Source organism: Embleya sp. NPDC001921, assembly GCF_053594475.1.
This window is the reverse complement of the sequence record NZ_JBSFEO010000026.1, coordinates 118007-137788: the sequence shown is the minus strand read 5'-3', so window position 1 is coordinate 137788 and position 19782 is coordinate 118007. Positions and strand designations below refer to the sequence as shown.

General features: G+C 72.6%; 20 protein-coding genes. 12 read left to right on the top strand and 8 right to left on the bottom strand.

Going from position 1 to position 19782, the window contains the following annotated elements; all coding sequences use genetic code 11:
• Positions 1-15: 15 nt before the first annotated feature.
• Positions 16-2583: a SpoIIE family protein phosphatase gene (locus tag ACWCPW_RS28170; RefSeq protein WP_449764400.1), complete on the bottom strand. Its 2568-nt coding sequence runs from the start codon at positions 2581-2583 to the stop codon at positions 16-18.
• Between the two features lie 330 nt (positions 2584-2913).
• Here ACWCPW_RS28170 and ACWCPW_RS28165 point away from each other — a divergent pair, with 330 nt between their 5' ends.
• Positions 2914-3549, top strand: a complete 636-nt coding sequence (locus tag ACWCPW_RS28165) for a hypothetical protein (RefSeq protein ID WP_449764399.1) — start codon at positions 2914-2916, stop codon at positions 3547-3549.
• Entirely contained in the window at positions 3536-4210 is a 675-nt protein-coding gene (locus ACWCPW_RS28160; RefSeq protein ID WP_449764398.1) for a class F sortase, read from the top strand. Before ACWCPW_RS28165 ends, ACWCPW_RS28160 begins: the two co-directional genes overlap by 14 nt.
• Positions 4211-4427: 217 nt before the next feature.
• Here the strand turns inward: ACWCPW_RS28160 and ACWCPW_RS28155 are convergent, their stop codons facing one another.
• Positions 4428-5384: an NAD-dependent epimerase/dehydratase family protein gene (locus ACWCPW_RS28155; RefSeq protein ID WP_449764397.1), complete on the bottom strand. Its 957-nt coding sequence runs from the start codon at positions 5382-5384 to the stop codon at positions 4428-4430.
• Positions 5385-5486: 102 nt separating this feature from the next.
• Here ACWCPW_RS28155 and ACWCPW_RS28150 point away from each other — a divergent pair, with 102 nt between their 5' ends.
• From ACWCPW_RS28150 to ACWCPW_RS28140, 3 genes are all read left to right on the top strand, one after another.
• Positions 5487-6119 (top strand): TetR/AcrR family transcriptional regulator, encoded by a 633-nt coding sequence (locus tag ACWCPW_RS28150; RefSeq protein WP_449764396.1) that lies wholly within the window; start codon positions 5487-5489, stop codon positions 6117-6119.
• 143 nt (positions 6120-6262) lie between these two features.
• Positions 6263-6727, top strand: a complete 465-nt coding sequence (locus ACWCPW_RS28145) for a hypothetical protein (RefSeq protein ID WP_331770643.1) — start codon at positions 6263-6265, stop codon at positions 6725-6727.
• A gap of 127 nt (positions 6728-6854) precedes the next feature.
• Positions 6855-7775 (top strand): aminoglycoside phosphotransferase family protein, encoded by a 921-nt coding sequence (locus ACWCPW_RS28140; RefSeq protein ID WP_449764395.1) that lies wholly within the window; start codon positions 6855-6857, stop codon positions 7773-7775.
• A gap of 127 nt (positions 7776-7902) precedes the next feature.
• Here the strand turns inward: ACWCPW_RS28140 and ACWCPW_RS28135 are convergent, their stop codons facing one another.
• Positions 7903-8589, bottom strand: coding sequence for an NUDIX domain-containing protein (locus ACWCPW_RS28135; protein ID WP_449764394.1), 687 nt, complete (start codon positions 8587-8589; stop codon positions 7903-7905).
• A 322-nt stretch (positions 8590-8911) separates the two neighbouring features.
• Positions 8912-9733, bottom strand: a complete 822-nt coding sequence (locus tag ACWCPW_RS28130; protein ID WP_449764393.1) for an NAD(P)H-binding protein — start codon at positions 9731-9733, stop codon at positions 8912-8914.
• Between the two features lie 175 nt (positions 9734-9908).
• Between ACWCPW_RS28130 and ACWCPW_RS28125 the strand changes: the two genes are divergently transcribed.
• The 5 genes from ACWCPW_RS28125 to ACWCPW_RS28105 all read left to right on the top strand — a co-directional run bounded on the left by ACWCPW_RS28125 (position 9909) and on the right by ACWCPW_RS28105 (position 14186).
• Entirely contained in the window at positions 9909-10508 is a 600-nt protein-coding gene (locus ACWCPW_RS28125) for a TetR/AcrR family transcriptional regulator (RefSeq protein ID WP_449764392.1), read from the top strand.
• A 249-nt stretch (positions 10509-10757) separates the two neighbouring features.
• Positions 10758-11108: a YciI family protein gene (locus tag ACWCPW_RS28120; protein WP_449764391.1), complete on the top strand. Its 351-nt coding sequence runs from the start codon at positions 10758-10760 to the stop codon at positions 11106-11108.
• 26 nt (positions 11109-11134) lie between these two features.
• Complete coding sequence (locus tag ACWCPW_RS28115; RefSeq protein ID WP_449764390.1) at positions 11135-12547, top strand: RNA polymerase sigma factor; 1413 nt, start codon at positions 11135-11137, stop codon at positions 12545-12547.
• Between the two features lie 69 nt (positions 12548-12616).
• On the top strand, positions 12617-13249 hold the full coding sequence (locus ACWCPW_RS28110) for a maleylpyruvate isomerase family mycothiol-dependent enzyme (protein ID WP_449764389.1): 633 nt from the start codon (positions 12617-12619) through the stop codon (positions 13247-13249).
• A 142-nt stretch (positions 13250-13391) separates the two neighbouring features.
• On the top strand, positions 13392-14186 hold the full coding sequence (locus tag ACWCPW_RS28105) for a class I SAM-dependent methyltransferase (protein WP_449764388.1): 795 nt from the start codon (positions 13392-13394) through the stop codon (positions 14184-14186).
• A 70-nt stretch (positions 14187-14256) separates the two neighbouring features.
• On the opposite strand, the gene ACWCPW_RS28100 is transcribed toward ACWCPW_RS28105, so the two are convergent.
• A complete protein-coding gene (locus tag ACWCPW_RS28100) occupies positions 14257-14547 on the bottom strand; it encodes a type II toxin-antitoxin system RelE family toxin (RefSeq protein WP_331770636.1) in 291 nt (96 codons plus the stop codon).
• A 379-nt stretch (positions 14548-14926) separates the two neighbouring features.
• On the opposite strand from ACWCPW_RS28100, the gene ACWCPW_RS28095 reads away from it, so the two are divergent.
• Positions 14927-16150 (top strand): acetyl-CoA C-acetyltransferase, encoded by a 1224-nt coding sequence (locus ACWCPW_RS28095; protein WP_449764387.1) that lies wholly within the window; start codon positions 14927-14929, stop codon positions 16148-16150.
• Here the strand turns inward: ACWCPW_RS28095 and ACWCPW_RS28090 are convergent.
• The 3 genes from ACWCPW_RS28090 to ACWCPW_RS28080 form a co-directional block, all read right to left on the bottom strand.
• Complete coding sequence (locus ACWCPW_RS28090; RefSeq protein ID WP_449764386.1) at positions 16147-16929, bottom strand: YqeB family protein; 783 nt, start codon at positions 16927-16929, stop codon at positions 16147-16149. The two genes, ACWCPW_RS28095 and ACWCPW_RS28090, sit on opposite strands and share 4 nt — an antisense overlap.
• Positions 16930-16942: 13 nt before the next feature.
• On the bottom strand, positions 16943-17635 hold the full coding sequence (locus ACWCPW_RS28085) for a TetR/AcrR family transcriptional regulator (protein WP_449764385.1): 693 nt from the start codon (positions 17633-17635) through the stop codon (positions 16943-16945).
• Positions 17636-17755: 120 nt separating this feature from the next.
• Positions 17756-18229 carry a MerR family transcriptional regulator gene (locus tag ACWCPW_RS28080; protein ID WP_449764384.1) on the bottom strand — a complete coding sequence of 158 codons (474 nt, stop codon included), beginning with the start codon at positions 18227-18229 and terminating at the stop codon, positions 17756-17758.
• 317 nt (positions 18230-18546) lie between these two features.
• Between ACWCPW_RS28080 and ACWCPW_RS28075 the strand changes: the two genes are divergently transcribed.
• A complete protein-coding gene (locus ACWCPW_RS28075) occupies positions 18547-19596 on the top strand; it encodes an aldo/keto reductase (RefSeq protein WP_449764383.1) in 1050 nt (349 codons plus the stop codon).
• Positions 19597-19782 lie beyond the last annotated feature (186 nt).

The following is a 19782-nucleotide window of genomic DNA, read 5'->3' as shown; positions in this document are numbered from 1 at the left end:
TCCCGCGTTTGCCGCTCAGCGCAGATCGGCCGACGCCGCCGGGCCCGGGCCCGTTCCGGCCGATCCCGGCGGCCCGTCCCGGGGCGTCGGCCGACGGCTCAGGAGTACGGCCACGTCGTCGGCCCGCTCGGTCAACCTGCCCGCGTCGCGCAGCATTCGATCCGCGAGCTCGGCCAGGCTCGCGTCGGCGGCGCGCGACAGCGACGCGCGCATGCGGTCGATGCCCAGGTCCAGGTCGGCGCCGACGTCCTCGACGAGGCCGTCGGTGTACAGCGCCAGGACCGAGCCGGGGTCCAGGGCCAAACGGGTCACCGGGTACTCGGCGTAACGGTCCACCCCGAGCAGGGTGCCGCCGTCCAGCTCGAGCACCCTGGTCCGCCCGTCGGGGTCGCGCAGCAGCGGCGGCGGATGGCCCGCCCGCACCGCCTCGGCCGTGCCGTCGGCCGGATCCAGTTCGATGTAGCAGCAACTGGCGAACAGGCCGGTGTCCAGGTCGGCGAGCAGCCGATTGGTGCACTTGACCACCTCGTCGGGCCGCTGCCCTCCGGTGGCGAACGCGCGTACCGCGCTTCGCAGTTGGCCCATGGTGCCGGCCGCGGCCACGCTGTGTCCCTCGACGTCGCCAATCACCAGGACCACCCTGTTCCCGGTGTCGATCACGTCGTACCAGTCGCCGCCGATCTCCATGCCCTGGGTGCCGGGGAGGTAGCGGGCGACCACCTCCAGGTTCGGCAGGCTCGGCAGCCGGTGCGGGAGCAGCGCGTGTTGGAGACCGCGGGCGAGGGCGAATTCCGCGTCGTAGAGCCGGGCCCGCTCCAGCGCCTGGGCGATCAGGCCGCTCAGCGCGGTGAGCACCGAGCGCTCCTCGGGGGTGAACGCGTGGCGCCGGTCGAAGCCGAGGATGCAACTGCCCACCGGGCGGTCCGAGGCGATCAGCGGCAGGAACGCCCACGCGGACATCTCGTCGAGCGGGATGCCCGGGTACGCCGCGGACAGTTCCTGCGCCGATTCGAAGAAGATCGGCACGCCGTGGGTGAGCGCCTCGACGCCGGGCAGCGCGGCGTCGAGTTGTACCCCCTCGAACCGGTCCAGGAAGCCCTCGGGGTAGCCGGTCTGCAGGGCCAGGAAGAAGCGCTTGTCCTGGACGATGTAGACGGCCAGTTCCCGGCCGCCGAACGCGGGCAGGATCTGGTCGGCGACCACTTCGCACACCTCGCCCACCGACACCGCCTCGGTGAGCGCGCCGGCCATCTGGAGCACGTGGTAGATCGCGCCGAGTCGGGGTGGCGCCACTTCGGTGTCCACCCGGGCCGCCTCGCTGCCGACCGTGCCCCCCGCACCCGGCGGGGCGCCCACCGGGACCACCTTGCCGGTCAGGCCGTACGGGTCCGGGTACAGCGAGAAGGCCAGCCAGCGGTCGCGCGGGGTGCGGGCCAGGAACGAGCCGGGCTGCTGGGACAACATCGCCGCCCGGTAGCGGTCCTCGTAGGAGGGGTCGGCCAGCCAGGGCAGGGCGTCCCACGGGGTCCGGCCCAGCACGTCCTCCATCGCGACGCCGAGCAGGTCCGCGAGGTTGCGGCTGGCGTAGGTCACCCGGCCCTCGGGGTCGAGCGAGAAGACGCCGTCGCGCAGCCGCTCCACCGCCTCGGCGGCCGCCGCCCCGGTGCCCAGGTCCAGCACCGCGCCCACCAGGTGCCGTGCCCGGCCGGTGGCCTCGTCGTCGGGTACCCGGCCCCACACCTCCAGGGGGCGGTTGGCGCCGTCGGGGCCGGTCACCTGGAGTCGCCAGGCGAGTACCCGCCCGGTTCGCACGGCCTGCTGGGCGGCCTCGCGGAATTCGCGCCCGCCACCGGAGACCACCCGGGCGGCCAGCGTCGTCGCGCGTCCATCGAAACGGGCCGGGTCGACGCCGAACAGCTCGCACAGTTCCTCGTCGGCGTCGAAGTCGCCGGTGGCCACGTTCCAGTCGAACAGGCCGACCCGGATCAGCGGGAAGGTGTTGGGGGGCAGCAGTGTCACCGTCGGCGGGCCGTCGTACTCGATGCGCGCGCCGCGGTCGGCCCGTGCGCCCAGTGCGTTGCCCAGCCGTTTGGCCGCCGCGCGCAGTCCGCGGCGCCGGGAGGCGGGCAGGCCCCGCCCGGGCGAGGCGGGCCACATCACCGTCACCACGCCGAACGTCTCGGTGCCCGCGCGCACCGGTGCGGACGCGGACGCGTAGGCGTACGGCATGCCCAGCGCCAGTTGCGGGAAGCGCCGCATGGTGTCGCCGTCGTCGGCGAGGAAGACCAGGTGCCCGGTGCGGTACGCCTCCGGGGCGGGCAGCGCGCCGGTCACCGGGACCCGGCTCCACGGGCCGAGCAGCGACACGGCCAGCCCGGCGACCTTGGCCAGCACCAGCGAGCGCCGATCGGGCGAGCGCAGGTAGACCACCCCGGCGTAGGCTCCGGTGGCCCGTACCGCCATGTCCAGGGAGGTCGAGCACTCGGCCAGGATCGTGTCGGACTCCTCGTGGCGATCGGCCTCGGTTCGCAACGCGCGCAGGGGGCGGGACCCGGAACCGGATCCGGGCACGGTTCCGGTCATGGGCGCCACCCACGTCCGTGGCCCGGGCGTCTTCCTGGCGTGCGGCGCGGCGGCCGCTCCGCTGCTTGCGCGCGCATAGTCTCGGAGTACGCCTGCGCGAAGCCGATGTCAAACGGGCGCAATCGTGGTGAGACGGGCATATCGCCGAGTGTGACACGGGTGCGGTGACGGGCCGCGACAGGCGTGGCACGGTGGGGCATACGGGTGAAATCAGGGCGGGGCGACGCGTGTCGCCGATGGGGCGGCGCGTGCGCGCGTCACGGTCGAAATGTCCCGTCTTCAGGTGATTCGACGATCCGTCGTCCACCCTCTCCGTGGAGTGCCATTGTGATGCCATCCCCCTGCCACAGTCCGTCCACCCGCCTGCGGCGGCTGACCGTCGCCGCGATCGCGGCGGGCGCCGCCACGTTCGCCGGTACCGGCACGGCGCACGCGCTCCCGATGGCACCCGGGGACAACGGAGACGTGAAGGTGCACAAGAGCACCACGTCGCCGACGGACCAGAACAACGAGCCCAAGGTGTGCCGGTTCCACCTGGCGGCGTTCAACTTCGACGGCCTCCAGGCGGTCACGTACACGATCGCCGCGCAGCCCGCCGACGGCAACGGGACCCTGCTGGGCGGCAACATCACCCTCGCGGCGGACGGGACCGGGCACACCTCGACACTGTCCCTGCCGAACGGGCAGTACAAGCTCGTGTGGACCTTCGAGGGCGAACAAGGTGCGGGCAAGCAGAAGGTGTTCCAGGTCGATTGCCCGAACGGCACCACCACCAACGGCGGGGCCAACGGCGGCAGTTCGGGCGGGCGGCCGGCAGGCAGCGTCGACGCCGGTGGCGGCGGTGGTAGTTCGCAGGTCGACGCGGGTGAGGTGACGGCCGGTCTGCTGGTCGGGGGTGCGGCCCTCGGTGGCTTCGGCTTCTACCTCCACCGTCGTCGCCGTGCCGCGGGCGATGGGTCGAACTGAACCCAGGCCGGCGCACCGCAAGCGTCGCTCCGGCCCGTTCGCGGCCGGAGCGACCGCGTTGGCACTCCTCGCCGGACTGTGGCTGGTACAGCACGGAACCGGTGACGGCACGGTCGAGCGGCCGCCGGCTCCCGTCTCGGACGTGGCGCCCGCTCGCGCCCGTGTCCCCAACGACGCGCTGCACAGGGTGGACGTCGCGCCGATGGCGGCGTCGGCGGCCACCCGGATCAAGATCCCGTCGATCGGCGTCAACGCGCCGATGAGCCCGCTGGGCACCGGCCCGGACCACCGGCTGGCCACACCCCCGGTGGGCAACAAGAACCTGGTCGGCTGGTATCGCGACGGCGTCGCCCCCGGCGCCCGAGGAAACGCGATCACCGTCGGCCACGCGGACACCCGCTCCGGCCCGGCCGTGTTCTTCAAGCTCGGCCTGCTCCGGGTGGGCGATCGCATCGAGGTTCAACGGCGGGACCGACACACCGCGGTCTTCACCGTCGACGCGGTCCGGTCCTACCCGAAGGAGGAATTCCCGGACGACGTCGTCTACGGCCCGACCGACGCCGCCGAGCTGCGGGTGATCACCTGCGGCGGTCGATACGACAAGCACACGGGCTACGCCGCGAATGTCGTCGTCTTCGCGCATCTGACGGGCAGCCGCTGAGAGACGCCCGGGGGCTGCCCGATACGCCCGCGAGGCCCGACCCGCACCCGCCTCGGCGGGGCGGGATCGGCGCGGGCGGATCGGCCCGGCCGCCGCCCCGGGCTCGGACGACCCGAGCCCGGGGCGGCGACCGGGGAGCCGCGCCCGCCCGGACTCGGCGCCCGCGCCTCCTCGGGCGCCGGTGAAGCGGCAGGTCGGGGCGGACGCGGATCGAGCGTCAGGCGTTCGCGGCGCGGAACCAGGCGACGGTGCTCGCGATCGCCTCCGCGTGGGGGGTCGCGGGCAGCGGTCCGAAGGTCTCGGTGAACTTGGTGGAGTCGACCACGAACGGGCGGTCGTGCTGGTACCAGGTCTCGCCGAGGGCGCGCACGGTCGGATTCACCAGGCCGAGCACGCGCTGCATGGTGCGGCTCACCGAGGCGGACTTGTCCGGGCTGCCCAGCTCGGCGAAGACCAGGTCGAGGAATCGCCGCCCGGTGAGCGGCTCGGCCGTGGGGATGTGCCACACCTGTCCGTCCGCCCGCGCGTCCTCACCGAGCAGCACCAGGCCCTTGGCGAAGTCGGGCAGGTAGCTGAACGAGTGCGGCTGGTCCAGGGGCCCCACCCAGCGCGCGACCTTGCCCCGCACCGCCGCGCCGAACACGGTCTCGCCGACCGTGGTGTTGACCCCGCGCGGGCCGTAGTAGTCGGACGCGCGCCCGATCGCCACCGGCAGCTCGCCGGCCTCGTGCGCGGCCAGCAGCGAGCGCGCCATCGCGGCCCGTACCCGGCCCTTGGGATTGCTCGCGGCGGACGGCATGTCCTCGGTCATCGGCGCGCTCACCGGCCCGTACGCGAACAGGTTGTCCGCGAAGACCAGCTTGGCCCCGGCGGCCGCCGCGCCGCCGCGGATCTCGTCGGTCATCCGCGGAAACTCGCTCACCCAGGCGGTGTAGGCCGGAGTCGCGCAGTGGTAGACCACGGCGGCGCCGGCGCAGGCCGCCTTCGCGCCGTCGGTCGTGGTGATGTCGCAGCGTTGGACCTCGACGCCGTCGGGAACGGTGAGCCCGCCACCGCGGTTGACCGCGCGCACCCGCCGGCCGCGGGAGTGGAGTTCGTCGACGACGGTCCTGCCGACGGCACCGCCGGCGCCGAGGACCACGTGCAGATCGGACGCGTTGGACGCGCTGGACATGAGGACTCCCCGTGGTTGTGCCCGCCCGACGGCTCGTGGCCCGTTCCGGGAGGTGATTTTGATTACGGTGTTATGAAACAGCGTTGCGGTACTCTTGTCAACATGGGACGGCCACGGACGCGCGATTACGACGAACTCCGCCGGGAACTGCTGACCGCCGCCGGGCGGCTGCTCGCCGAGGAGGGCCCGCAGGCGATGAGCACCCGGCGCGTCGCGCACGAGGTGGGCACGTCGACGACTGCCGTGTACAACCTCTTCGGGGACAAGGCCGGGCTGCTGCGGGCGATGTTCCTGGACGGGTTCGCGGCTCTGGAGGCGCGATTCGCCGAAGTGCCGGTCGACGGCGATCCGGAGGCCGACCTGCTCGCGCTCGGCTACGCCTATCGGGCCGCCGCGCGCGCGAACCCGCATCGCTACGATCTGATGTTCGGCCGCCCGGTCGCCGACTTCCGTCCGGACGAGGCGGATCTGGCCCGGATCCAGGGCACCTTCGACACCCTGGTGCGCGCCGTCGAGCGCTGCGTGGCGGCCGGGCGGTTCGCACCGACCGATCCGCACGACACGGCCACCCATCTCAGCGCCCTCGTGCACGGCCTGGCCGGCCTGGAACTGCGCGGCGCGCTGGGCGATAGGGAACGGGCCGGGCGCCAATGGCGGGTCGCGCTGGAGGCGGCGTGCCGAGGCCATCGCGCGACGCCCGGAGCCGTCGGGTCGGCGGCCGCCGCGTCGGGCTGACGTCGCACCGGATCTCCCGCCGCGTCGGGCCGACGTCGTACCGGATCTCCCGGCGCGCGCTCGCGCGGAAATCCGCTCGCCGTTGTCGGTGCGCTTGCCTACGCTCGTGCCATACCACGCGACGACACCTCGGGGGAACCCTCATGAGCATGCCGAACTACACCCAGGACCCACTGGTTCGACTCGACCGCCACCGGATCGAGTTCACCACCTATCCCGGAGACCACGCCGCACTCGGCTTCGTCGCCACACGCGCGACCTGCTCGTGCGGTACGTGGGCCTCGAACCGCCCGTGGGAGCGCGGCGATCACCTGCGCGCGTTCGGTCGGCACATGAACGACGTCCAGGTGATCGCGCACACCGTGCCCCGCGAATACGAGCAGCTCGCGGTGGTGCCGCTGCGCTGCGTCGACGCCGACCGGGCCGCCGCCGTGGTCCGCGACTGGCCGGAACCGCAGGACGCCGAACACGGGTTGTTCCGGCGCGAGGAGACCGTGTTCATCGCCTACCGGGACGGCGAGTTCCCCTGCTCCGTCGCGGTCTGGGCACACCTGCGCGGCCACGTGAGCGACGTGTACGCCGGGCGCCTGCTGCGCGACGTGTCCTGACCGGTTCGGCCGGCCGCGACGCACGAGTAGGCTGAAACCATGATTTGACGCCTGCCCGGCTGCCGGGCACCTCCATCACCTCCTTCGTACCCGTGAGAATCCGGAACCCACGAAGGAGAAACCCGATATGAGTACGTCGATTTCCGTCGACGTCCCCGCCGCTTTCGCCCGGTCCTACGGCCGCCAGGGCGCCGATGCCCTGGCTTGGCTCGACGCGCTGCCCAGGCTGGCCGCGGACACCCTGGATCGCTGGTCGCTGCGGCCGGACGGCCCCGCCGGGCACGGCATGGCCGCGCTGGTGCTGCCGGTGACCCGCGCGGACGGCACACCGGCGGTGCTGAGACTCCAGCAGCCCACCGAGGACAACGCCGGTGTCGCACTCGGTCTGCGGACCTGGAACGGCGACGGCGTCGTGCGCCTGCTCGACCACGACCCGGACGACGGCGCGATGGTGCTCGAACGACTGGACGCGACCCGGTCGTTGTCGTCGGTGCCCGATGACGACGACGCGATGCGAACCCTCGCCGAGCTGATGGCGCGCCTGGTCGCGGTCCCGGCGCCGGCGGGTCTGCGGCACCTGGCGGACATCGCCGCGGCCATGCTCGACGAGGTGCCGCGTGCGGTGCCGGCCCTGCGCGACCCGGCCGAACAACGCCTGGTGCGCACCTGCGCGGGCGCCGTCGCCGAATTGATCGGCGAACCCGGCGACCGGTTGCTGCACTGGGACCTGCACTACGACAACGTGCTCGCCGCGGAGCGCGAACCCTGGCTGGTCATCGATCCCGAACCGCTGGCCGGCGACCCGGGGTTCGAGTTGTGGCCGGCGCTGGACAGCCGATGGGCGGGCGCGGTGGCCGGCGGTGACGTGACCCGCACGGTGCTCCGCCGCTTCGACCTGCTGACCGAGGTCCTGGACCTGGACCGGCAGCGGGCGACCGGGTGGACGCTCGGCCGGGTGCTCCAGAACGCGCTGTGGGACATCGAGGACGGCGAGACCGCGCTGAACCCCGAGCAGGTCGCCTTGGCGGAGGTGCTGCTGGGCAGATGAGGCGCGGCCGCGGATCGGTGTCCGCGGTGTGCGCGGGGTCCCCGGCGTCGTTCGCCGGGCCGCTCCGGCGGGCCCGCCGTACCGTCTCCGCTCGGGATCGGTACGGCGGGCGCGGGCGGTGTGGGGGCTATCGGTTCGCGGCCGGGCCGGCGGCCGGATCCGGTCCGAACGGGCCGTCCAGGGCCGCCCATTGCAGCAGCATGATGGTCTTCGCGTCGGCGATGGAGCCGTCCCGGATCATCGCGAGCGCGTCGGCGAAGGGGAGTTCGAGGACGCTGATGTCCTCGCCCTCGGCGGCGATCCCGCCGCCGGCGTCGGTGGCGGTCCCCGAGCCGTAGGGCGCGGCGAAGAAGTGCACGCGCTCGGTGACCGAGCCGGGGCTCATGTAGACGGCGAAGACGTACTCGGGCTTGCCGACGGTGTGCCCGGTCTCCTCCGCCGCCTCGCGCCGGATGGCCTCCTCGGGGCTGTCCCCGTCGAGCAACCCGGCGGCGGTCTCGATCAGCATCCCGTCGGGGTGCCCGTTGACGTAGGCGGGCAGCCGGAACTGGCGGGTGAGCAGCACGGTGCGGCGATCGGCGTCGTAGAGCAGGATCGTGGCGCCGTCGCCCCGGTCGTAGTTCTCGCGCTGCTCACGGCTCCAATGCCCGTCGGCGTGTCGGTAGTCGAAGGTGGTCTTGCGCAATACGTACCAGTCGCAGGCCAGTACCTCGACGTCGCGGATCCGCACCCTCGGGTTGCCGGTCAGGTCGCGGCCGTACCGGTCCAGTCCGGTACGGCCGCGACGGTCGGGAATGTCGATGCCCTCGGTCATCGGCTGCCGGCCGGGGCATCGGGGGTGCGACGGGTCGTGCTCATGGCGGTGTCTCCTTGCGTCGGACGGTCCGGCGGCGGGCCGGAGACCGCGTGGGCGGGAGCCGACCCGGCTCGGGACCGCGCGGGTGCCGGCCTCGCGCGGGGCCGCCGACGGGGAGACGCGTGATCGAACGGGGTCATGGGGGAATGATCGCCCGGCGTCGCGTGTGATGGGTGTGTAGGGCGCCTCGGGTGGGTCGGTCGTCGGTGATCGCGGGTGGTGGTCGGCGACCGTCGGAGACGGACTCGACGGCGGGGCGGGCGGCCCGGGGGCGACCCGGTCAGCGGAAGGCCGCGATGTTGCGGCCGGCCCAGTCGGTGAAGGTGCGGGCCGGGCGGCCGAGGATCAGGCCGACGTCCGAGGTGACGGACTGTTCGGCGCGGGTGGGTGTGCCCAGGATGGCGAGGGTCGCGTCGGCCACCGGTTCGGGCATGACGTGCAGGAGGCCGACCCGCGCCTCGTCCCGGGTCTGCTCGACGAAGCGGATGGGTTCGCCGAGCGCCTCGGCCAGCACCTCGGCGCGTTCGCGCGGCGACAGTGCCTCGGGGCCGGTGAGTTCGTAGGTACGTCCCTGGTGGCCCTTGCCGGTCAGGACGGCGACCGCGACCTCGGCGATGTCGGCCGGGTCGATCGGGGGCAGCGCCACGTCGGCGAACGGTGCGGCGACCTCGCGCCGGGTCCGGATGCCCTCGATCCACTGGAACGTGTTGGTGGCGAAGCCGCCGGGACGCAGGACGGTCCAGGCCAGGCCCGAGTCCCGGACGGCCTGTTCGAACGCGACCGGGTGTGCGTACGCGTCCGGGCGGGTTCCCGCGCCTTGCGAGGACAGCAGGACGACGCGCTTCACACCGGCCAGGGCGGCGACGTCGACCACGCCGCGCGGGTTGTCGCCGGCCACGAGCAGGAACAGCGCCTTGGCACCGACCAGGGCCTCGGTCAGGCTCGCCGGGTCGGCGAGGTCGGCGAGGTGGTGCCGTACGCCGTCCGGCAGCGCGGCGGTGGGGGCGTTGCGGGAGACCGCGACGACCTGCTCGCCGGTGGCGGCGAGTTGCTCGACGACGGCGCGGCCGACGTTTCCGGTGGCACCGGTGACGACGATCATGAGCGTTCTCCTTGTGTGCTTCGGATGCGTTCTTCGGGTTGTGTGCTTCGGATGTGTCTTCGGGGTGCCGCCCGCCGGCGCGGCGTGGACGCCCGCCTCCGGCGAGTGAGTTAGTTGACTAACTAAGAAGGGAAGCTAGCAAGGGCGCAGGTCGTTGTCTATGGTTGTTAGTGAGATGACTGACTCAGTGCAGAAGAAGAGCCGGGCCCGGACCGATTCCCGGCCCGGCAAGCGGGAGCGGCTGGTGACGGCGACGGCGCGCGTGCTGCATCGGCAGGGGGTCGAGCGCACCACCCTGGCGGACATCGCGACCGAGGCCGACGTACCGGTGGGCAACGTCTACTACTACTTCCGGACCAAGGACCAACTCGTCGAGGCCGCCATCGGCGACCACGAACGGCAACTGCGCGAACTGATCGCGACGCTGGCCGAACTGCCCACCCCGCGCGAGCGGTTGCGGGCGTTGGTCGCCGGTTGGGTGGAGCAGCGCGAGCTGGCGGTGCGCTACGGCTGCCCCTTCGGCACGCTGGTCTCGGAACTGGACAAACGCGACGACGACCTGGACCGACACGCCGCCGCCGTGCTGCGGCGACTCCTCGACTGGGTCGAGAACCAGTTCCGCGAGATGGGCCACGACGCGGACGCCCGCGACCTCGCCCTCGCCCTGATCGGCGCCTACCAGGGCATGTCCCTGCTCACCAGCGCCCTTCGGGACCCGGACGTGCTGCTCACCCAGGGCCGGCGCCTGGGGGACTGGATCGACTCCCTGGCCTGAGCCCGCTCGGGCGGGCTTCGACGTCCGCGGCGGGCCGCGGACCCCGGCGTCCCGATCCGTCCCGATCCGTGCCGATACCGCGCGTTACACGCGGCTGGTTACGCGTGGCTGGTTGCGCGTGGCGCGTGGCGTGGAGAGGTCGTGGAAAGTTTTTTCGGGGAGGTGTCGATTCGGTCGGTGCCCGTTCGTCGTCATGGTGTGCGGCAGGGTGCCGGGCGAGGATGTGGACAGGACGGACGGGAGCCGGACATGAAGTACATGTTGTTGATTCACAGTGGTGCGGTCGACGCGGACGGCGGCGCCGAGGGGTGCACCGTCGAGGACTGGATGAGCTACGACAAGGAGGTCAAGGACGCGGGGATCTTCGTGTCCGGGGAGTCGTTGGCGGACCTGATCACCGCGACGACCGTTCGGGTCGGGCCGACGGGTGAGCGGACGGTGACGGATGGACCGTTCGCCGAGACGCGGGAGGTGCTCGGCGGCATCTATGTGATCGACGTGCCGGATCTGGATGTCGCGCTCGACTGGGCCGCGCGTTGTCCCGGTGCGCGCGGCGGTGGGTCGATCGTGGTGCGGCCGATCGCCGACTTCGACGCCTGACGGCCCAGGGCTGAGGGCGGACGGCGATGAATGAGCGAGCAGCCGATGCCGGGCGGCCCGCGGGCGCGGCCGGGGACGGATCCGAGGGTGTCGGTCGGGGAGCGCGGGACGGGGCGGTGGGTGCGTCCGTCGAGTCGGTGTTCCGGGAGGAGCGGGGTCGGCTGCTGGCGTCACTCGCGCGCCGATTCGGTGATCTCGACCTGGCCGAGGAGGTGGCTTCCGAGGCGATCGAGGCGGCGCTGGTGCACTGGCCCGTCGACGGCGTGCCGGACCGGCCCGGGGCCTGGTTGTTGACCACGGCGCGCCGTCGTGCGGTGGACCGGCTGCGGCGGGACCGGACGTACGCCGCTCGGCTGGCCGTGTTGCAGGTGGAGGCGGATCGGGCCGATCCCGCGCCGCCGCCGGAGGCGGACGCCGACCTGCCCGACGACCGGCTGCAACTGTTCTTCACCTGTGCCCACCCCGCGCTGCCCGCCGAGGATCGCGGCGCGTTGACGCTGCGCTGCCTGGCCGGGCTGACCACGCCCGAGGTGGCCCGGGCGTACCTGGTGCCGACCGCGACGATGGCCCAGCGGATCGTTCGGGCGAAGAAGAAGATCCGCGAGGCGCGGATCCCGTTCCGGGTGCCCGGCGCGGACGAGTTGCCGGAGCGCCTGCCCGGCGTGCTCCAGGTGGTCTATTCGATCTTCACCGAGGGCTACGCGGCCAGCTCCGGACCGGAGTTGCAGCGGCTCGACCTCGCCGAGGAGGCGATCCGGCTGGCCCGGATCCTGCGTCGGCTGCTGCCGGCCGAACGCGAGGTCGCCGGGCTGCTCGCGCTGATGCTGCTCACCCACGCGCGCCGCGCGGCGCGGACCGATCCGGACGGCGCCATCGTGCTGCTCGACGACCAGGACCGCGGGCGGTGGGATCGGTCGATGATCGAGGAGGGCCGGGGCCTGGTGGTGGCCGCGCTGACCGGTGGGCCGGCCGGGCGGTACGGGGTGCAGGCCGCGATCGCCGCGCTGCACGACGAGGCCGCGGACGTCGCGACCACCGACTGGCCGCAGGTGGTGGCGCTGTACGACGTGCTGCTCGTGCTCACCCCGTCGCCGATCGTCGCGCTGAACCGGGCCGCGGCGGTGGCGATGCGGGACGGCCCGGAGGCGGGTCTGGCGCTGCTGGACGAGTTGGCGGGCGAGCCGAGACTGCGCGGCCATCACCCGTATCCGACCGCGCGGGCGGATCTGCTGGGCCGACTCGGCCGCTTCCCCGAGGCGGCGGCGGCCTACCGCGAGGCGCTGGACCTGGCCGGCACGGAACCCGAACGGGCACACCTGCGGCGCCGGTTGAGCGCGGTCGAGCCGGCTCCGGGGCCCGAGTCGCCCGAGCCGCCCGAGCCGGGCGAGCCGGGCAAGCCGGGCGGGCGGACCGGCTCGGACGCGGCCGGCGATCGCTGACGGTCGAGACCGTCACCACACCCGCTACGACACCTGTACGGCAACGACATGACCCGAGGAGAACCGGACATGGACCGCGACGAAATCCTTGCGTGGGTACGGGACGAACGACTGAGCCTCGCCGACTTCCTCGACACGCTCGACGCGGACGACTGGCGCGTGACCTCGCTCTGTTCCGATTGGACGATGCACGAGTTGGCCGCGCACCTGACCACGTCGACGCGTACGACGCTGGGGAGCATGATCAAGGGCGCGATCCGGGCCCGGGGCGACTTCGACCGGATGACCGCCGACGAGGCCCGGGAACTGGCCGCCAGGTTCACCCCGGCGGAACTGATCGACCGATTCCGCGAGACGGCGGGCTCGGCCCGCCGCGCACCGTTGGCGGCGCCGCTCGATCCGCTCGTCGACGTGCTGGTGCACGGGCAGGACGCCGCGCGACCGCTGGGCCGGGTCCGGGAGATGCCCACGGAGCGAGCCATCGCCGCCCTGGGGCACGTGCTGGCCAGCCCGTTCTACGGCGCCCGGAAGCGCTGCCGGGGCACGCGGCTGGTGGCCACCGACGCGGAGTGGTCGGCGGGTACCGGCCCCGACGAGGTACGCGGCCCGACCGCCGACCTGCTCCTCCTGGCCACCGGCCGTCCCGCCGGCCTCGCGAGCGTCTCCGGCCCGGGCCGCGCCCGGATCGCGGGTGCGCTGTAGGGCATGGCCGTCGGGCATGCGGCCGTCGGGTATGTCCTCGGCGGCGCTCGGTGCCGGGGGAGCCCGGATGCGAAGGTGTGGCGGTGACTGTTTCGGCGGTGTGGCATGGCGTGGGGTGGCGGCGCGTGGCGGGGTGGTGGCGGTGAGCGAGGCGGAGGAGCGGTTGGCTCGGGTCGCCCGGGGATGGGACGCGGCGGCCGAGGGGTACGACAACTATTTCGTGCCCCGGTTCGCGCCCTGGGTACGGGCGGCGGTGGCGGGCGTCGGCGGCGCGTCGCTGCCGGAGGGACCGATTCTGGTGCCCTGTTGTGGGACGTTTCCCGAACTCGACGTGCTGACGGAGGATTTCGCCGAGCGCGAGATCGTCGGCATCGACCTGGCCCCGGCCATGGTTCGGCGGGCTCGTGAGCGGGCCGCGGGGCGCCCTCGGGTCGGTGTGGTCGAAGGCGATGCCACGCTGCCGGCCGCCCGGTGGTCGGGCCGATGCGCGGCGTTGGTATCGGTGTTCGGCCTGCAGGCGCTCGCCGAGCCCGAACTCGCGATGGCGTCCTGGGCGGCGGCGCTTCGGCCCGGCGGGCGGCTTTCCGTGCTGTTCTGGCCCGAGCGTACGGAGACCGACGGGCCGTTCGCGCTGATGAGCGACGTGCTCCGGGCGCACGTGCCGCCGGGGGACCGCTCCTGGGAGGGGCGAGTCGCGGACGTCTTGACGGCGCGCGGTGCGGTGATCGAGCGGGACGAGTATCCGGCGTACCGGATGTCGCACGCGGACGCGCCGACCTTCTTCGACGCCTTCACCCGGTCCGGGCCGCTGCGCGTGCTCGCCATGGAGCGCGGAGACGAGTTCGTCGCGCGGGTGCGTGCGGAGTTCCTCGGGCGGGCTCCGGTCGGCGTCTGGAACCATCGGCCGCGCGCCCGGCTGATCGTCGCCCGCGGCTGACCCCGGGTGGCCCCGGGGTGACTCCGGGCGGCGCCGGGACGGTCGCAGTCGACGCCATGGGTCGGCGGCGCTACTCGTCGGTGTCGCCGAGGAATTCCATGCCGTCGAGGACGGTCACCACGACGACCACCATGACCCCGCGCAGTACGCCGTACTCGATGAGCAGCGCCGAGGCGACCATGGCCTGACGCGTGTCGTCGTCGGGGCCGATCGGGGCGGACGCCTTGGTGTACGGATCGCGGGCCAGGACCCGGAGGGCCTTGGTGAGCTGCTCGCGGCGCTCGGGTGGGAGCGAGTCGCGTACGGCGGCGGCCGTTTCCGTGTACTCCACGCGGTACGGGCCGCTCGGGTGCGCCTTCACGGTGCCCTCCCTTCCCCTGGCGTTCCGGTCCTGAGGGGACGGTAGCCGGTACCCGACACGGAGGCCAGATCGGGGGGCGGGGCGAGGTGCGGCGGAATCCGGGTCGGCGCTCGTCGGTCGTCGGTCGTCGGGTGTCGGGTGTCGTCGGTTGTCGAGCATCGTGGCGCAGTGGGTACGCCTGGATGCGTGATCGGCGTTCGGCGGTCGGTGATTCGGGTTCGGGATCCGGTGTCGGTGGGCGTGGCCTCTGGCGAAGATACCGACCAGTCGGTACCTTCAGGAGTCGGCGGGCGCGGTGCCGCCACCCGGTCGTACTCACACCGGTCGCACCCGCGCCGGCCGCACTCAGGCCGGTCACACTCACAGCAGGGATGCCGTCATGCCCGAAGCAGTCATCGTCTCGACCGCTCGCTCGCCGATCGGGCGTGCGTTCAAGGGTTCGTTGAAGGACGTCCGGCCGGACGACCTGGCCGCCATGATGGTTCGGGCCGCGTTGGACAAGGTCCCCGGTCTGGACCCGCACGACATCGCCGACCTGATGCTCGGCTGTGGCGGGCCCGGTGGCGAGCAGGGCTTCAACATGGGCCGCAATGTCGCGGTCATGCTGGGCATGGACCACCTGCCCGGGACCACCATCACCCGCTACTGCTCGTCCTCGTTGCAGACCACGCGCATGGCGATGCACGCGATCAGGGCCGGGGAGGGCGACGTGTTCGTCTCGGCCGGTGTCGAGTCGGTCTCCCGGGCCGCGCTCAAGGGCAGCAGCGATTCGCTTCCCGACACCCACAACCCGCTGTTCGCACCGGCCGAACAGCGCTCCGCCGAGCGTTCCGGCGCCGCTACCCCGGACTGGACCGACCCACGCGAGGACGGCCTGCTCCCGGACGTCTACATCGCGATGGGCCAGACCGCCGAGAACCTCGCGCGACTCAAGGGCGTCTCGCGGGCGGAGCAGGACGAGTTCGCGGTGCGCTCGCAGAACCTCGCCGAGCGGGCGATCGCCGACGGTTTCTGGGCCGAGGACATCACCCCGGTCACCCTCGCCGACGGCACCGTGGTGGCCAAGGACGACGGCCCGCGGGCGGGCACCACGCTGGAGGGCGTCTCCGGCCTGAAGCCGGTCTTCCGCCCGGACGGCACGGTCACCGCGGGCAACGCGTGTCCGCTCAACGACGGCGCCGCGGCGTTGGTGGTCATGTCCGACACCAAGGCGCGCGAGTTGGGCCTGACCCCGCTGGCCCGGGTCGTCTCGACCGGTGTCACCGGCCTCTCGCCCGAGATCATGGGCTATGGCCCGGTCGAGGCGTCCCGGCAGGCGCTGCGCAACGCCGGTCTCACCGTCGCCGACATCGACCTGGTGGAGATCAACGAGGCGTTCGCCGCGCAGGTCATCCCCTCCTACCGCGACCTGGGCTTCGATCTGGACAAGGTCAACGTCAACGGCGGCGCGATCGCGGTCGGCCACCCGTTCGGGATGACCGGCGCGCGGATCACCAGCACGCTGATCAACTCGCTCCGGTGGCACGACAAGCAGTGGGGCCTGGAGACCATGTGCGTCGGCGGCGGCATGGGTATGGCGATGGTGCTCGAACGGCTCAGCTAGGGCGTGCCTTGGGTCGACCCGCCGAGATCTCCCGGACCGGCCCTCGGGACGGGTCGGCCGGTGTCGGTGCCGGTGTCTTGTCCGGGTGGTTGCCGGCGGTACTGCTGGGCTCCCTGGCGGTCCCGGACGGTGACGCCCAGTTCGCGCAGCCCGTCCAGGGCCTCCTCGGCCGCGCCGGTCCGCTTGTCGGCCAGGGCCCGCCTGCGAGTGCGCAGCAGGGTGTGCGCGGCCGGGTCGAGGTCGGGGGTGCCGTCGACCCAGGCGGCGAACTCCCTCTCGCGCGGGTCGGTCGTACCGCGCCACGGGTAGTCGAATCGGGCGAAGGCCTCGCCCAGCCGTTCCGCCGGCAGGTCGGTCGCGCGGACCCGGGCGAGTTCGGACTCGCCCTTGTCCAGGGCGATCAGGTCTCGGCCGTCGGTGAAGACGGCGTCGATCCGGTCCCGGCGTACGTGCAGGCCGGAGCCGTCCCGGTGGATCGCGACGTGGTCGGCGGCCACGGTCACCACGGGGCTCTCCCGGAGGGCCTCGGTGATCAGCCACGCGCCGACGACCGCGCCGAGCACGGTCGCGATCGGTACCGCCCAGGGGGTGGGCAGGCGTGCGGCGAGTCGAAGCGGGCCGGGCGCCGAGCCGACCAGGTCGATCAGCCAGTCGACGAGCGGCCCGACCGCGAAGCCGGCGCCGAGGCCGAGCAGGGTGGTGCCGATTCCGATCACCCAGAGCCACACCGGCGGCATCCGGACCGTGACGGCCTGCCTATCCGTCGTTGCGCTGCCCATCCTGCCCCCATGGCTAGTGCGGTTTCGCTTTCGGTCTGTGGTCCGGCTTCGCCATCGGCGTTCGGTCGAGTGCCTGGTCCCGCTTCCCGCTCGGGGTGGGTGCCCGGTCCCGCTTCTCGTTCGGGGTGGGTGTCAGGTATCGCGCGACGGTGCGGCGCAACGCGGGCGTGGCGTCGCGGGCGGGTTCGGCGTTCAGGTACACGGCGTCGACCATGCTCTGGAGCCATGCGGCCGCTTCGGCCGGGTCGAGCGTCGCGTCGATCGTGCCGTCGGCGATGCCGCGCTCGATCAGGTGGGCCAGACCGTCCCGGACGATCCGGGCGGTGCGGGTGACCACGTCGACCAGTTCGGGATCGCGGTCGACCTGGCGCAGCAGTTCCACGAGCAGCCCGGCCGCGCTCGGGTCCCGGGCGTCGGCGGCGAGAGTGGTGGTGAGTTCGACGATCGCCTCGACAGGGTGTTCGGCGTCGGCGAAACGGGTCACCAGGTCGCGGGACAGTGGCAGATCGCGCTCGAAGATCGCGCGGAACACCGCCCGCTTGTCCGGGAAGTAGTAGAAGACGCCGGCCGCGCTGATGCCGGCTGCCCCGGCGATGTCGGCGACGGTCGTCGGCTCGAACCCCCGCTCGGCGAACAGCCGCGCGGCGGCGAGCGTGATGGCCTCACGTCGCCGGGCCGTTCGTCCGGCATCCACGGTGCGGGGCACTGGGGGCTGCCTTCCGGTTCGATAACTGATTGATCATTCGAAGAATAGCAGCCGCACTTGGCCGGCGACGGAGAAGTGGTCGGGGTCGTGGGCGGGCCGGGGAGTGGGCGGGTCGGCGCGTCAAGGAGTCGGGACTTGTCGCGGTGCGGGTGCCGGTGCCGGTGCCGATTCCGGGTCGGGTTCGGATCCGGGGTGGGGTTCGGATTCGGGTTCCGTCTCGGCGAGGTAGTCCTCGTAGACGCCCACCTTGTACCCGATCAGGTCGAGGCACTTGTGGAGTTGGTCGATCTGGGCGTGGATGTGGGACTGGTGTTCGCGCAGGATGGCCAGGCGTTCGCGTTCGGTGCCCTCGCCGGTGCGGGCGAGTTCGGTGTAGTGGCGGATGGCGGGGATGGGCATGCCGGAGCCGCGCAGGATCACGCACATGTTGAGCCAGGCGATGTCGTGCTCGGCGTACAGGCGTCGGCCGCCGGGGTCGCGGCGGACCGGGTTGGCCAGGATGCCTTCGCGTTCGTAGAAGCGCAGTGTGTCGATGCTCAGGCCGGTACGGGTCGCGACCTGGCCGATGGTCAGGTCCTCGTGGGTGTCTGTCACGGGTCCAAGGATGGGACTTGACCTGGAGTCGGGTCCAGCTCGTAGATTTCCGGTCGGGAACGCCGCCGGGGATCGGGGGCGGGCGCACTTCCGTCGGGCTGCCGGCGTCGTGTCGCACGCCACCGGCCGGCCCGCGGACCGTCGCCGAACACGTCCGCACGAGCATGCCCGGGCCGAAGGCGCCCGCACGAGCATGCCTGTACGAACACGTCCACACGACCGCGCCCACCCGAACAGGCCCGCACGACCATGCCGGTGGAACATGCCCGTTCGAGAATCGGCGCCGGCGAGAACACCGAAACCAGAGGAGCACGATCATGCGTTACCGCACCCTCGGCCGCACCGGCATCCGGGTGAGCGTGCAGGCCCTGGGCACGATGATGTTCGGGGCGGTCGGCAATCCCGACCACGACGACTGTGCCCGGATCGTGAACGCCGCGCTGGATCACGGGATCAACTTCGTCGACACGGCCGACATGTACTCGGCCGGTGAATCCGAGGAGATCGTCGGCAAGGCGTTGCGGGGGCGGCGTGACGACGTGGTCCTGGCGACCAAGGTGCACTTCGCGATGGGGGAGGGGGTCAACCGGGGCGGCAACTCGCGGCGCTGGATCACCACGGCGGTGGAGGACAGCCTGCGGCGGTTGCGGACCGATTGGATCGACCTGTACCAGGTCCACCGCCCGGACGAATCGACCGACATCGAGGAGACCCTCTCCGTCCTGACCGACCTGGTGCGGCAGGGCAAGATCCGCACGTTCGGCTGTTCGACCTTCCCGGCCGAGGACGTGGTCGAGGCCCACCACGTGGCCGAGCGGCGCGGATTGCAGCGGTTCCGGACCGAACAGCCGCCCTACTCGATCCTGGCCCGGGGCATCGAGGCCTCGCTGCTGCCGGTGTGCGAGCGCCTCGGCATGGGCGTGCTGACCTGGAGCCCGCTGGCGTCCGGCTTTCTCACCGGCAAGTACCGCAAGGGCGGCCCGATCGATCTGACCTCCGGTCGGGCCGGCCTCAACCCCGGACGCTTCGACCCGAGCCTGCCGGTGAACGCCGCCAAGCTCGACATCGTCGAGCAACTGGTCGAACTGGCCGAGGAGATCGGCTGCACGCTGCCCGAACTCGCGGTGGCCTTCCCGACGGCGCACCCGGCGGTCACCTCGGTCATCATCGGGCCGCGCACCATGGAGCAGCTCGACGCGCTGGTCGAGGGCGCGACGCTCACCCTGGACGACGCGGTGCTGGACCGCATCGACACGATCGTCGCGCCGGGCACGAACACGTACCACCCGGACGGCGCGTGGACCCACCCCGCGCTGGCCCGGACCGCCCTGCGCCGACGCCCCCTCGCCGACCGCGCGGCCGGCTGAACTCCCCGGACACCGGATGCGGTCCGTAGCCGTTCCGGTGTTCATCCGTGCGGACCGCGCAGTCCTCGCAGTCCTCGCAGTCCGCGCAGTCCGCGGAGTTCGCGGAGTTCGCGGAATCCGTCAGGGGCGTTCCGGGTGGGGGTCCGGTGCGCTCGGTCTGTGGGAGAGGCGGGAACTCGACCTCGG